12 protein-coding genes are annotated in these 13,246 nt (G+C 37.5%); 8 read left to right on the forward strand and 4 right to left on the reverse strand.

Annotation, left to right across the window (positions count from 1 at the left end; translation table 11 throughout):
* The first annotated feature begins 20 nt into the window (after positions 1–20).
* From dtd to BLR60_RS07295, 3 genes are all read left to right on the forward strand, one after another.
* Positions 21–473 carry a D-aminoacyl-tRNA deacylase gene (dtd, locus tag BLR60_RS07285; protein WP_090498290.1) on the forward strand — a complete coding sequence of 151 codons (453 nt, stop codon included), beginning with the start codon at positions 21–23 and terminating at the stop codon, positions 471–473.
* Between the two features lie 89 nt (positions 474–562).
* The gene (locus BLR60_RS07290) at positions 563–2,104 is read left to right on the forward strand and encodes a glycosyltransferase family 39 protein (RefSeq protein ID WP_090498292.1); all 1,542 of its coding nucleotides are present in this window, start codon (positions 563–565) and stop codon (positions 2,102–2,104) included.
* Positions 2,094–2,423, forward strand: coding sequence for a nucleotide pyrophosphohydrolase (locus BLR60_RS07295; protein ID WP_090498294.1), 330 nt, complete (start codon positions 2,094–2,096; stop codon positions 2,421–2,423). The genes BLR60_RS07290 and BLR60_RS07295 overlap by 11 nt, the downstream gene beginning before the upstream one ends.
* Positions 2,424–2,465: 42 nt before the next feature.
* On the opposite strand, the gene BLR60_RS07300 is transcribed toward BLR60_RS07295, so the two are convergent.
* Complete coding sequence (locus tag BLR60_RS07300) at positions 2,466–2,777, reverse strand: DUF4286 family protein (protein WP_090498296.1); 312 nt, start codon at positions 2,775–2,777, stop codon at positions 2,466–2,468.
* Between the two features lie 107 nt (positions 2,778–2,884).
* Here BLR60_RS07300 and BLR60_RS07305 point away from each other — a divergent pair, with 107 nt between their 5' ends.
* Positions 2,885–3,148, forward strand: coding sequence for a hypothetical protein (locus BLR60_RS07305; protein ID WP_090498298.1), 264 nt, complete (start codon positions 2,885–2,887; stop codon positions 3,146–3,148).
* A complete protein-coding gene (locus BLR60_RS07310; RefSeq protein WP_208600590.1) occupies positions 3,149–3,712 on the forward strand; it encodes a GNAT family N-acetyltransferase in 564 nt (187 codons plus the stop codon). It abuts the gene before it with no gap.
* Between the two features lie 93 nt (positions 3,713–3,805).
* On the opposite strand, the gene BLR60_RS07315 is transcribed toward BLR60_RS07310, so the two are convergent.
* Positions 3,806–5,629 carry a tetratricopeptide repeat protein gene (locus BLR60_RS07315; protein WP_090498300.1) on the reverse strand — a complete coding sequence of 608 codons (1,824 nt, stop codon included), beginning with the start codon at positions 5,627–5,629 and terminating at the stop codon, positions 3,806–3,808.
* 229 nt (positions 5,630–5,858) lie between these two features.
* Here BLR60_RS07315 and BLR60_RS07320 point away from each other — a divergent pair, with 229 nt between their 5' ends.
* The 3 genes from BLR60_RS07320 (at position 5,859) to BLR60_RS07330 (ending at position 10,202) form a co-directional block, all read left to right on the forward strand.
* A complete protein-coding gene (locus BLR60_RS07320) occupies positions 5,859–7,742 on the forward strand; it encodes a S9 family peptidase (protein WP_090498302.1) in 1,884 nt (627 codons plus the stop codon).
* 2 nt (positions 7,743–7,744) lie between these two features.
* On the forward strand, positions 7,745–9,418 hold the full coding sequence (locus BLR60_RS07325) for a sensor histidine kinase (RefSeq protein WP_090498304.1): 1,674 nt from the start codon (positions 7,745–7,747) through the stop codon (positions 9,416–9,418).
* Between the two features lie 94 nt (positions 9,419–9,512).
* Entirely contained in the window at positions 9,513–10,202 is a 690-nt protein-coding gene (locus tag BLR60_RS07330) for a response regulator transcription factor (protein WP_090498306.1), read from the forward strand.
* 110 nt (positions 10,203–10,312) lie between these two features.
* On the opposite strand, the gene BLR60_RS07335 is transcribed toward BLR60_RS07330, so the two are convergent.
* Together BLR60_RS07335 and BLR60_RS07340 are read right to left on the reverse strand one after the other, a co-directional pair.
* Positions 10,313–11,557, reverse strand: a complete 1,245-nt coding sequence (locus tag BLR60_RS07335; protein ID WP_090498308.1) for a metallophosphoesterase — start codon at positions 11,555–11,557, stop codon at positions 10,313–10,315.
* Positions 11,558–11,645: 88 nt separating this feature from the next.
* Positions 11,646–13,133, reverse strand: a complete 1,488-nt coding sequence (locus tag BLR60_RS07340; protein WP_090498310.1) for a MoxR family ATPase — start codon at positions 13,131–13,133, stop codon at positions 11,646–11,648.
* Positions 13,134–13,246: the final 113 nt, after the last annotated feature.

Here is a 13,246-nt window from a genome sequence, read left to right on the forward strand (position 1 = left end):
TTAAGCAAAAATAGTATAAAATGCGGGCAGTTTTACAAAGAGTTACTCAGGCCAGTTGCACGGTTGATGGTGAGGTAACAGGAGCCATAGAAAACGGATTTCTGGTGTTGTTAGGTATTGAAAATGCAGATACTTTAGAAGATTTAGCGTGGTTGGCCCAGAAAATTATTGGCATGCGTGTTATTAGTGATGAAAACGGGATGATGAATAAAGCACTTGCCGATGTGGGAGGTGATATTTTACTGATTAGTCAGTTTACTTTATTTGCATCTACCAGGAAAGGAAACCGTCCGGGTTTTACAAGGGCAGCGCGACCAGATGTAGCAATTCCACTGTATGAGAAAATGATCGATGAACTTTCGTTTTTATTAGGGAAGAGGGTAAAGACGGGAATTTTTGGTGCAGATATGAAAATTGCTTTATTAAACGATGGACCGGTTACAATTATAATAGATACCAAAAACAAGGAGTAACAAATTTAATCGTACTGAACGTAACTAATTAGCTGATGAGCAGTCAAAACCGTAAGTCATTCTATTTCAATAAACAAACTTAATCTAATATGAAGGATAAAAATCCGAACCGACCAGCGGAATATGGTTGTCTGGTATTTTTTCTGATGTTAAAATTAACGTTATCTTTTGTATTGGTTAATTCCGTTTATGAATTACACCGCGATGAATTCCTGCATTTAGATCAGGCCAATCATCTTGCGGCAGGTTTTACTTCCGTTCCACCGTTAACTTCGCTATTTTCCTGGCTGATTAAAGCTTTTGGCAATGGTGTTTTTATGGTAAAGTTTGTTCCTGCCTTAATAGGTGTTTTAACTCTACTTTACTGCTGGAAAATCGTTGATTTTTTAAAAGGAAACTTACTGGCCAAATGCCTGGTTGCGGTAGCCTTTTTATGTTCTTCTCTACTTAGATTAAATACCCTTTATCAACCTAATTCTTTTGATGTTTTGGCATGGACGGCAGTCTTCTATTATTTGCTAAAATATTTCAATAAAAATGAGGCTAAATACCTTTATTCTTTTGCCATTTTTGTGGCTTTAGGCTTTTTGAATAAGTATAATATCCTTTTTTTGATTATTGGCTTGTTGCCTGCTATTATTATTACGTCAAACCGGAAAATATTTGCGGATAAACATCTTTATCTATCAGTTTTACTGATACTTGTAATTATTTCGCCTAATTTAATCTGGCAGATTAATCACCATTTCCCTGTGCTCACCCACATGAAACTTTTGCAGGCTACACAATTGGTACATGTAAAACGTATAGATTTTTTGATCACACAGTTTCTCTTTTTTATCAGTTCGATATTTGTGCTTCTGGCTGGGATTGGTAGTCTGATTTTTTATAAAGATTTCAGGAAACATGGCTGGATCATCCTTACTTATTTTATTACCCTGGCCGTATTTAGTTATTTTAAAGCAAAAGATTATTATGCCCTCGGCTTATACCCAGTTTTACTGGCTTTTGGTGCGGTTTATTTAAGTCGGTTTTTAGCAAAGAAATATATATTAACGGGGTGTCTGTTTGCTTTTAATATTGGCTCATTTATTTATTTGTTACCGCTCTTAATGCCGGTTTACAGTCCTGATGAAATTATTGCCCACCATAAAAGGTTTGAGCGGGTTGGGGCATTGCGTTGGGAAGATGGCAAGAACCATGAGCTGCCACAAGATTATGCGGATATGCAGGGCTGGAAGGAACTGGCCGCACTTGTTGATATTGCTTACGGTAAGGTTAAAGATAAATCTACCTTATTGATACGTGCTGATAATTATGGACAAGCAGGTGCAATCAATTATTATTCAAAATATAAAAACATCAATGCGGTATCCTACAATGCCGATTATCTGTATTGGTTTAAAATGGATAAACCAATCAAAAACTTCATTATGATCACCGAATCAAAAGATGAAGACCCCCTGCGTAAGAGAGAGCAGCCCTATTTTGGCAAGATTACCAAAATCGGGGAAATAAAAACACCTTATGCAAGAGAAAGGGGAGCTAGTGTGTTTTTGCTTGAAGATGCAAAGCCCGAAGTGAGTAATATTATAAAATCAGAAATAGAAGAAGAAAAAAATGACCATTAACGAAGCACAGGAAACAGTAGACCGCTGGATTAATACTACGGGTATCCGTTATTTTAATGAATTAACCAATACGGCCATTTTAATGGAAGAGGTAGGGGAGGTAGCCCGTATTATGGCCCGCAAATATGGCGAACAGTCTTTTAAAAAGAGTGATGAAGCCGTTAATCTGGCCGATGAAATGGCTGACGTGATGTTTGTTTTAATCTGTTTAGCTAATCAAACTGGTATAAATTTAACCGAAGCTTTAGAAAAGAACCTCGAGAAAAAAAGTATCCGGGATGCCAATAGGCATAAGAATAACGAGAAGCTTAACCCCTAATCCCCTAAAGGGGAATTATATTTTGCTTGGGGCAAGCCCCCTTTAGGGGGTTGGGGGTATAAATTCCATCAAACTTCTATAGGCAACAAAACGGTTTTTGTATTTTTCGTTTAGCTCCGCCTGTAAAGCTGGTGCAAATGTTTCCTGGTATTGATTGTAGTGGTCTAATGATTCTACAACGTATTGTGAACAGTAAGTTACCCCTTCATTAGGTGAATCAACAACTTTCAATAAACGGTTTGAAATAAACATACCTGTAGCCATAACTTGTGGAATATGAACATTCTGCATCCACTGTAACCATTCTTCAGCTGCTGCATCTTCGAGGATGAGCGTAACATTATATAAAAACATATACAAAGGTAGATAAATATGTAAATGTTAAAAATTGATGAATATAGATTTTATTCTTTAAAGTGGTGTTAATCATTTAAATTTGGCGATTCTTATTGTTTTTACGCATGATACGAACCAACGCTTCTCAAAAAATAGATCATTCGACACGCAACTACATTTATACTGGTTACCTCACTGCCATTTTTGGCGGCATTTTAGGCTTGGTTATCGGCTGGGATTTAATGAAAAAAAAGCGGACATTAAGTACCGGGGAAAAAGTTTTTTCCTATTCCTTAATGGATAGACAGCATGGTGCCAGGATTTTAATTTTAGCAGTAATTTGCTTCATTTTATTGTTAACCTTAACAATTATTGCATTAGATTCATAAATGTCTGCACTAATGATTATCATCACTACCTCTTCCACCAAAGATCTTAAAGGAATTCTTGAACTTCAAAGGCAAAACCTAAAACAGGATTTAACGCCAGAACAAATTAAAACGCAAGGGTTTGTTACTGTTTCGCACTCGCTAGATGATCTGGAAAAGCTGCATGGATACGAACCTAATATTGTTGCAAAGGATGGCGATGTTATTGCAGCCTATGTATTAGCAATGACCGACCAATCTAAAAGCGATATTCCGAGATTGGTTGAAATGTACGAAAGTTTTGACCACATTATATATCAGGGGAAACCCATTTCTGATTATCATTATGTTGTAGTTGGGCAGGTGTGCGTAGGCTATGATTATCGGGGAAAAGGCTTGTTTGATAAATGTTATCATGCCTACAAAGATTATTTTAAAGGTAGGTATGACTTCGCAATCACGGAGATCGCCAGTATTAATTTAAGATCAATGAATGCGCATAAGCGTATTGGCTTCGAGGTAATTTACACTTATACGGATAGTAGCGATGTAGAATGGAATGTAGTGGTTTGGAATTGGGAATAATAGTTGGGAGTTTGGTGTTCTGGGTTTGGAGTCGGTTAACCGATTTATAATTAACCAAACAAATCAACCAATGACTAATGAACCACTGATAAACTAAACCCCATCTCCCCGCAAATTCCTAAATCTTTTTCTTGCCTCAGCGCTGAACATACTTCCAGGATAATCCGTAATCAGTTTTTGAAAATATATTTTTGCTTGCACAATATCGTTCAGTTTCTTCTCGTACAGATCGCTTAACGTAAATAGGGCATCATCCGTCCAGATTCCATCTTTAAATTCTTCCGTTACTTTTTTAAGAATATCAACAGCTTTTTGAAAATCGTTTGCTTTAATAAAAATCCGTGCTTTACTCATCATTATCGCATCCGTTAAGCTATTTTGAGGATAGGCAATCGCAATGCTATCCATTTTTTTTATAGCCTTTTCAGGCAGGTTTCTAAATAAAAGCATTTCTGCATCAGCATACATTTTTAAGGCATTGCTATCGGCTGGTGTCTGGATGTTATCACTAATCAATAAACTTAGGTTTAGTGCATCATTGGCAATTAGTTGTGAGGTAGCGGCTTTTAGCACTAAACATTGGCTATTGCTGTATTCGAAATTGCCCTGATAAAAAGAAAGTTTAGCGCTCCTGAAGCGGGCCTCATTTCCTATCGGTTGTCCTTCAAACCGTTTGCTCACCTGCTCGTACACTAAAAAAGCTTCCCAGGGTTGGTTAGTTAAAATATAAATATCACCTAAATCGAGTTTTAGCTGGCCTAAGTCTTGATCGTTAATACCAGGCATTTTTATCGCTTCTTCCAGTTCTTTTTCAGCATTGGCTGGCTGATTTAGATAATAAGCCTGCAGGTTCGCTAGTTTTTTTATAGCAAAAAGTGTGTTCCTGTTCTTGCCGTTTTCATTTAATAATGCCTGATAATCTTTCGCCAGGAGATCAATGTCGGCAATGGTATATTTTCCACTGGTACGTAGGTTGTACCTGGTATTCAGCATTTCTATTTTTGAGGGAAGATAATATTGGTTGTCTTTTCCTTTGGTCAGTATATAGTCATACGCTTTAATCGCTGTTTCGTAAGCGCCGTTGTCTACAAAAGTGTAAATAGCATTAAATAAGGAGCCCCCATCTGCTTTGGTTCGTTTATCGTACGCAATAAGCTGGCGCAATGCCATGTCAAATTCCTGTTGTTGAATGTAATTCCAGGTAAGTAACTGAACGTAAACTTCGGCATCAGGCGCTTTTTGTACTTTTTTTAAAATGGCTGCCTGAAACGTTTGATAATCATTTTTATCTTCAAAAATAGAAGAGAGTACAATTTCGGCCTGCGGTAAAAGTTGTGGCATTGTTGCAAGGGCATCCAAATACTCTTGCATCAGCATGGGCTTATCTTTTTTAAAACGGTAAATGTTTAATAATTCGAAGACAAACATTTGATCGTCTCCAAATAGTTTTCTGCCTTGTTTAAAAGTTTGTACCGCATAGTCGTAATTTTCAAACCGATAAAAGCTATTGGCCAGATTTCTGATCCTAAATTCCTCTTTTGGTAGTTTTGCTATGACCTCATTAAAGATTTTATTGGCCGCCTGTACATCGCCTTTCTCCTGATAAAGCTTGCCCAAGGCGATTGGATAAATATCGTTCTGTGGATTTTTTTTGATTTCCTTTTTAACCACTTTCTCCGCCACATCATAGCGTTTCAATTTTAGCAACGCATTAAAGTAAATGTCGAAATAGGCTTCGTTATTTGGGGTGGCATAGAGTTTTTCCAGTAGCACAGCCGCTTTGTCGTATTCGCCATCCTGATAATATTGGATAGCCAGGCTACTTTCATCAGGAGCAATTTGCTGATTGGGGCGGGAAATTTGCGCACTTGCCCCAAATGATAGCAATAAGAATATGATGAAAAGAAAACGGTTCATAAACCCTAAATTATAAGTTTTAAATGTAATATTTTAATACATCTTTAGCTAAACGGCCAATGGATATTAAACGTATTTTAAATGTTACCTGTATTTTATTTTGTAGGTATTTTATAAATACTAAATTGAACCACTACTTATTATTAGATCGCATGAGTAACTTTGTTGGTGTAAATCGCTGTTAAATTAATGTGATGTTTATTTTTGTCATCCCGTAAAGGATTTATTTATGCTTAAAAGGATTTTCCTATTGTTAATGGTTGCATTGATCTGGGCTTGCAAAGGCACAAACCATGATACTATTCCTGTAGACGAATTTTTTAAAACGCAGGATAAAGCCTACTATCGCATTTCGCCTGATGGGAAAAGTCTTTCGTATTTGAAACTTCATGATAAAAAACTTGATCTTTTTGCTGAAGATCTTGCCACCGGAAATAGTGTTCAGTTAACCCATTTGAATGGAAAGAATATCAGTTTCCACTTCTGGACCAGCAATAATGAGCTGATTTATTATACCGAAGATGGATCTAAAGAACGCAGGTCTGATATTTTTGTGATCAATAAAGATGGAAGCAAGCAGGTGCAATTGAGTGCCAACGAGAAGAACAGGTTAAGGGTAATAGAAGATCAGCTAATTAATGATAAATACATTATTGTAGCCTCCAATAAACGCGATTCGACTGTTTTTGATGTATACCGCTTAAACGTGCGGGATGGAAAAATGGAGATTGCGGCAAAAAACCCAGGCAATATTACCAAATGGATGACAGACAGTAAAGGTGTACTTAAAATTGCCGTTGCCAGTGACGGAGTGAATGAAACCCTAATGTACCGCGAAAAGGAAAACGAGGCTTTTGTACCTGTAATTACCAATAATTTTGAAACAACTTTGCAGCCGATTGCATTTTCGGAAGATCAACCCAACGTGCTTTATGCTATCTCTAGTGTTAACCGGGATAAAAATGCACTGGTAGCAATTGATTTAAAAAGTGGCAAAGAAAAACAGGTACTTTTCGCAAATGATACCTTAAATGTAGTGGATGCAACCTACTCCCGTTTCCGTAAAAAAATGCTTTTTGCAACCTGCGAAACATGGAAAAGGGAAAAGTTTTATCTGGATGACAGTACAAAAGTGGCTTACTCTGGCATTGATAAGCTTTTACCCGGTACTGAGTGGATTATTATGGATAGGGATAAAACCGATAAAGTATTTGTGATACGCACATTTACCGATAAAAATCCAGGTTCTTATTATTTATATACGGCTGTAGATCAAAAGCTTAAAAAGCTTACTGACGTGAGTCCTTACATTAAACCGGAAGAGATGAATGCCATGGCACCCATCAGCTTCAAAAGCCGGGATGGTTTAATAATTAATGGTTATTTAACCTTGCCAAAAAATAAAAAGGCAGCTAACCTGCCTGTGGTTGTACTGCCACATAATGGCCCTAAATCTAGAAACAGCTGGGGTTACAATGCAGAGGTACAGTTTTTGGCCAACCGGGGTTATGCCGTTTTGCAGGTAAATTACCGTGGTTCTACCGGTTATGGGAAATCGTTTTATGCTGCAGGTTTTAAACAATGGAGCGATAAAATACAGAATGATGTTAACGATGGTGTTAAATGGCTGATTGAGGAAAAAATTGCCAACCCTAAAAAAATTGCCATTTATGGCAATGGGTTTGGCGGTTACATTGCTTTAAATTGTTTATATAAAAATCCTGATCTTTATAAGTGCGGCGGATCAAATTCTGGGGTAATTAACCTGTTCAGTTATCTGAAAACCTTTCCTCCATTTTTAAAGGCTAAATTGCAGATGTATTACGAAATTATTGGCAATCCTGTAACCGATACCGATTATATGCGGTTTGCTTCACCCGTGTTTCATGCAGAACGGTTCAGATCTCCTGTCTTTATTGCCCAAAATCCAAAAGACCCGACGGTTAACGTAGCAGAAGGGGTGCAGTTCATCAAAGAACTTAAAAAAAGGAACGTTCAGGTTACCTATATCGAAAAAGAGGAAGGTCCTGACCCAATCGTTCGCCAACAGAGTAGAACAGCACTATACAAAGCTTTAGAAGCATTTTTAAAAGAAAATCTAGGTAAGAAATAGGTATGGCCTTAGATAAAAAAAGCAGTTACCGTAAAAATTTCTCCCTGGGTATAACTTTTATTGTACTCATTTCCATTCTTTTTATCCTATCGCTTTTCCTTGCATTTAACTATAGCAAAAAAACGATAGAGAACGACTTTGTTTCTGAGAAGGTAAATGTACTTGAACAGAGTATTAAGCCATACAATGATTTTTTTCAGAATAAAATGCCTGAGATTTCATATTACAATGGCTATTTAGATTCTTCTACTGCTGCAAAGTTTGTAGATACGGTGATGTTAAAGTATCCCTTCATTTCAAAGGTTACTTTTTACGATACAGAAGTAAAGAATGTTCCTGTTAAGGATGGAATCAATGCAAACCACCTGGGTATTGGTCCAAAATCTATTTTTCAGTTCGGGAAAGGGATAAAGCCTGATTCTGTAAAGTTGTATTCAGCAGATGATACCAAATCTTTTACCTTAGGGAGTGATTTTAATGCAATTGCCATTAAACTTGCCACTTTTGTTGAGGATCTCGATACCGCATCAGTACCTACACAAGAAGAGTTGTTCACCAATTTTTCTATCGTTAATTCTAATGAAAATAAAATTACTTACCTGAATATTCCCCGCCGGGAAGATTTAAGGGTATATAAAGATATGATCAGGCGGAAGTTAAATCCGGCTCCCGTATATCAACAGGATGTAATGGTTTTTAATCTTGATGCACATAAAATCAAGATCATTAATACCAGGCCCTTATTGTACCAAACGATCAGGATTGAACCGCTAACTTACGATCCGATTGATACCCCAGACGAAAATATCAATACCGAAATTGCACTGCCAGGCGCATTTTCCGATTTTAAATTATACCTAATTTCATCAAAATCCTACATTAAGAAAGAAATTTTTATTTACTTCATGCCGATCGCTTTAGTGCTCTTGCTGGTATATGGCGTGCTTTTATTGGTTGCATTTCTGATTTATCGTAACCTGAACATTAATAGTAAAATGTTTAAGTTACAGTACGATTTCGTAAATAACCTTACACATGAGTTTAAAACGCCCGTGAGTGTAATCAAAATTGCTGGGAACAATATTAAAAGTGCAGCCGCTTTGAGTCAGAAAGAGCAACAGCTTTATGGCAAGATACTGGATGAAGAAGCCGACAAGCTGAACGGTCTAATGAACAAATTACTGGCCTTTACACAAATCGAAAATAAGGCGATAAAACTCAACCAGGAAGAAGTTAATATTGTTGATTTTATTGAAAGTACAATCGAATCACATACGCTAAAACATCCTGATTTTAAGATTACCTACGAAGTGGTAGGCTTTAAAACCTTTATTACTGACCCGGTGTTGTTAGGAAGTCTGTTCGATAATCTGGCAGAGAACGCTTACAAGTATTCTAAACCAGAACAGAAAAAATTACACATTAGTGCAAAGCTGATAAAAGGGGTGCTGGTTTTTCGCTTTGCCGATAAAGGGATAGGCATCGCGTCATCTGAATTAAACAATATATTTAAAAAGTTTTTCAGGATCCAGAATGAATATAACCAAATGGGCAGTGTTGGCCTGGGTTTGGCATTCTGCAAAGAACTGGTTAACTTTATGGAAGGAGAAATCTCCGTAAAAAGTAAAGTAGGAAGTGGTACGGAGTTTAAAATCGTGCTACCTTATAATAGTTAAAAATTGGAAAGTTAAAGGTTGGAAGGTTAAAGTTAGACTTAACCTTCAAACATGACAACGTTTCAACCTTACAACCGTATTAAAACACACATAAATGTCTAAAGAAGTAAAAATATTAATAGTAGAAGATGATGAGAATCTTCGTTTTTTGGTAGCACACCGATTAAAGGCTGAAGGTTACACGGTGATGGAAGCAAATGATGGTGAAGCGGGAGAAAGAATGATTTTGGCTGATCAGCCTGATATTGTTTTGTTAGATTGGATGATGCCCGGCAAACAAGGTGCTGAGGTTTGCGAAAATATACGTAAACAGGGTTTCGAAAACCTGGTGATTATGATGACTGCTAAGGCACAGGATGTAGATAAAATTGATGCCTATAATTTTGGTGCATCTGATTATATCACCAAACCATTTAATATGGATGTTTTGGTGGCCATGTTGGAGAATAAGGTGAAATTTATCGTCAATAAAGATTCGGCCGAAATACACCGTTTTGGCAATATGGAGCACCATCCAAACATTCATACTTTATTCAGAGATGGAAAGAAAATCGAATTAACGATATTGGAAAACCGTATCCTCCTTTATTTTCTGCGTAACCCTGGCAAGGTAATTAATCGTGATGAATTGATGCTCGTGGTTTGGGGCTACAACTCTGATGTAAATACCAGAACACTTGATATGCATATTGTACGCTTACGTAAGAAGATAGAATTGAATCCTGATAACCCACAGTTGCTACAAACCGTTAGAGGGGTAGGTTATCGATTTAATGCGGGATAAATAACAGTCGTCATTTCGACCGTAGTGGAGAAATCTATCATAGATTATCTAAGCTTTCTTTATAGATTTCTCCATTCCGTTGCACTCCAGTCGAAATGACGAATGATTTATTATGCCCTTTTAAGCGTAAATATCGTTATCTCTGGTAAAATACCAACCCTGCCCGGATAACCTAAAAAGCCGTAGCCCACATTAACATAAAGCTGCTGTTTTTGCTCCTGATACAAGCCAGCCCATTCTTTGTAAATGTATTGCACCGGGCTCCATTGCATTTCTTTTAAACGCACACCAAGCTGCATGCCATGGGTATGGCCGCTAAACATGGCATCTATTTGGGGGTATTTCTTTAAAACCTCTCCACGCCAGTGTGAAGGATCGTGACTCAACAAAAGTTTAACTGGTAAATCATCCGTATTTTGAACTGCGAGTTCCATCTTCCCATATTTTGGAAAACGCCCCATTCCCCAGTTTTCAATGCCTAAAATCCCGATTTCTTCTCCATCTACCTTTAATCTCCTGTTTTCGTTCATTAAAAGATCGTAGCCCATTATTTTATGCACATCAACCATATCCTTCAGGTTTTTTACTTTGGCAGGAGATGATTCTTTGCCGAAATAATAATCACCGTAATCGTGGTTGCCTAATGAAGAATATACACCTAGTGGTGCTTTTACTTTCGAAAATATATCCTGATAGTCCCTTACTTCGTTCGTGAGGTTATTTACCAAATCACCGGTAAAAAAGATAAAATCGGGTTTCTCGCCCAACAACATTTCTACACCACCTTTTACAGCCGTTTTGTTGTAAAAGCTACCCGAGTGGATGTCAGAAATCTGCCCCATCGTAATCCCGTCAAAAGCTTTGGGTAGGTTAGGGAGGATTAAATTTACGCGCCTTACCTGGTAATCGTATGCGCCTGAAATAATACCCCAACTCAATGAGGTTAAAGGAACTGCTGCGGCCACCAATCCAGCTTTCACCAGAAATTCTGATCTTGATATCGGTGCTGCCTCGCTAATTGGCTGGTCTTTTACGATGTGTTTTTTTCTAAAAATTTTGAGGAATAACCTGCGTAAGTCATCCAATACTAAAAAGGGTAACATAGCCAATTTACAGGCTACGGTTAAAAAGAAAGCCACTAAAATGATGGCCCTTAAGGTTAGGAAAAGATTTAGGTAAATGCCACAAAAAACACCAATAATCAATAAGGAGCTATAAGTCCAATAGGCAATGGAAAATATCTTTTTGGTATTTGGTTTCCATTTATTAAAGACAGCAGTGATGGCTTTAAAGCAATAAATATCAAATGCAATAATAAAGATGCAGGCTGCAATGATGAAGGGTAATCTTCCCATTATGTTTAAGGTTTATAAATAAAAAGCTTTAACAGATTCTTCTTTAAGGAAGAATTGTCAAAGCTAATCAAATTAGAGAAATTCGATATTATCTGAAATCGTCTTCATCCTCTTCTTCATCAAATTCGGCGTTGAATAAACTGCCAAACATATCAGAAAAGCCGAAGCCGCCATTTAAAAAGTTTTTGCTCAGTTGTGAGTATTCGGCCAAACCATGTAACACAAATTCCATTAACAGTAAATTTTGGTTCTCGCTTAACTTAGGATGAAACTTCGTCACCAGATCATATAAACCTGGTACCAGCATCAGTGCCTTTTTGTATTGTGCATTCGTTAAAGCGTCGGTAACATCAACATTATTCCCATCGGTAAACCACTCGGTTATTTCGGTATAAGGATTAGCCGTTTTTGTTTTCTTTGCTTTTTCCGGATCGGGGAAATAACGTGCGAACATGGTTTTAACAGCCTTGCCAATTAATGTAGTGGCTACATGTGCAGGTCCTTCCAATTCGCCTTCATAAACCAATTCTATCTTGCCCGTTATGGCCGGGATAATTCCAGCAAGATCAGATAAACGTACAAAGGTGTTTTTCTCACCTGCAATCAGCATTCTTCTTTCAGCGGTGCTGATCAGATTCTCATAGGCAGAAATGGTTAACCTTGCCGATACACCCGATTTTTGATCTATATATTCACTTTTACGCGCTTCAAAAGCAATTTGCTCTATTAAATCTTTTACCAATCCATCCGCCTCAATATTGGCGCGTTGATCAGCCGTTAATTTTGCCTCCTGGAAGGTGATCTGGCGCGAAATTTCGACTGTTTTTGGGTAATGGGTCAAAATCTGACTTTCAATCCTGTCTTTTAGTGGTGTAACAATGCTTCCACGGTTGGTGTAATCTTCCGGATTTGCCGTAAATACAAACTGGATATCTAAAGGTAAACGCAATTTGAAACCGCGAATCTGGATATCTTTTTCCTGCAGCATGTTAAATAGGGCCACCTGGATACGTGCCTGTAGATCGGGCAGCTCATTGATTACAAATATACTACGGTGTGCACGCGGAATTAAACCAAAGTGGATTACACGTTCATCATTATAGGTTAATTTCAGTGTAGCAGCTTTAATAGGGTCAACATCGCCAATTAAATCGGCAACGGTAACATCTGGTGTCGCCAGCTTTTCGGTATATCGCTCACTTCTGTGCAACCAGGCAATTTCGGTTTCATCACCCTTGGTGGCAATTTCATTTTTAGCATACCAGGAAATTGGATTCAACGGATCATCGAAAATCTCACTTCCGGCTACGTATGGTACATATTCATCCAGTAGGTTGACCATTAAACGGGCGATACGCGTTTTTGCCTGTCCGCGTAAACCTAAAAGTAAAATGTTATGACGCGATAAAATGGCGGTTTGCAGCTCAGGAATCACCGTTTCATCATAACCAATAATGCCTTCAAACTCTGTTTTTTTATCACGTAAAACTTTAATCAGGTTTTCCCTGAGTTCTTCTTTTACCGATCTTGATTTATATGCTGTGGTTTTTAACTGGCCTAATGTTGTGTTTTTCATTTCGTGGTTTAAATATTGAAAAGTTAATCAGATCAAAAGTTTGTAAATAACAACCTTCCAATCTTCGCTTACTCTTATTGGTAATAAGTTGAATATTTAGGCGATGGGTTTTA

This window comes from Pedobacter terrae, assembly GCF_900100705.1.
Lineage (GTDB): Bacteria > Bacteroidota > Bacteroidia > Sphingobacteriales > Sphingobacteriaceae > Pedobacter > Pedobacter terrae.

Bases quoted from the DNA above. Each gene is read 5' to 3' on its own strand.
- dtd (WP_090498290.1), top strand. From the start codon at position 21: ATGCGGGCAGTTTTACAAAGAGTTACTCAGGCCAGTTGCACGGTTGAT.
- BLR60_RS07290 (WP_090498292.1), top strand. From the start codon at position 563: ATGAAGGATAAAAATCCGAACCGACCAGCGGAATATGGTTGTCTGGTA.
- BLR60_RS07295 (WP_090498294.1), top strand. From the start codon at position 2,094: ATGACCATTAACGAAGCACAGGAAACAGTAGACCGCTGGATTAATACT.
- BLR60_RS07300 (WP_090498296.1), bottom strand. From the start codon at position 2,777: ATGTTTTTATATAATGTTACGCTCATCCTCGAAGATGCAGCAGCTGAA.
- BLR60_RS07305 (WP_090498298.1), top strand. From the start codon at position 2,885: ATGATACGAACCAACGCTTCTCAAAAAATAGATCATTCGACACGCAAC.
- BLR60_RS07310 (WP_208600590.1), top strand. From the start codon at position 3,149: ATGTCTGCACTAATGATTATCATCACTACCTCTTCCACCAAAGATCTT.
- BLR60_RS07315 (WP_090498300.1), bottom strand. From the start codon at position 5,629: ATGAACCGTTTTCTTTTCATCATATTCTTATTGCTATCATTTGGGGCA.
- BLR60_RS07320 (WP_090498302.1), top strand. From the start codon at position 5,859: ATGCTTAAAAGGATTTTCCTATTGTTAATGGTTGCATTGATCTGGGCT.
- BLR60_RS07325 (WP_090498304.1), top strand. From the start codon at position 7,745: ATGGCCTTAGATAAAAAAAGCAGTTACCGTAAAAATTTCTCCCTGGGT.
- BLR60_RS07330 (WP_090498306.1), top strand. From the start codon at position 9,513: ATGTCTAAAGAAGTAAAAATATTAATAGTAGAAGATGATGAGAATCTT.
- BLR60_RS07335 (WP_090498308.1), bottom strand. From the start codon at position 11,557: ATGGGAAGATTACCCTTCATCATTGCAGCCTGCATCTTTATTATTGCA.
- BLR60_RS07340 (WP_090498310.1), bottom strand. From the start codon at position 13,133: ATGAAAAACACAACATTAGGCCAGTTAAAAACCACAGCATATAAATCA.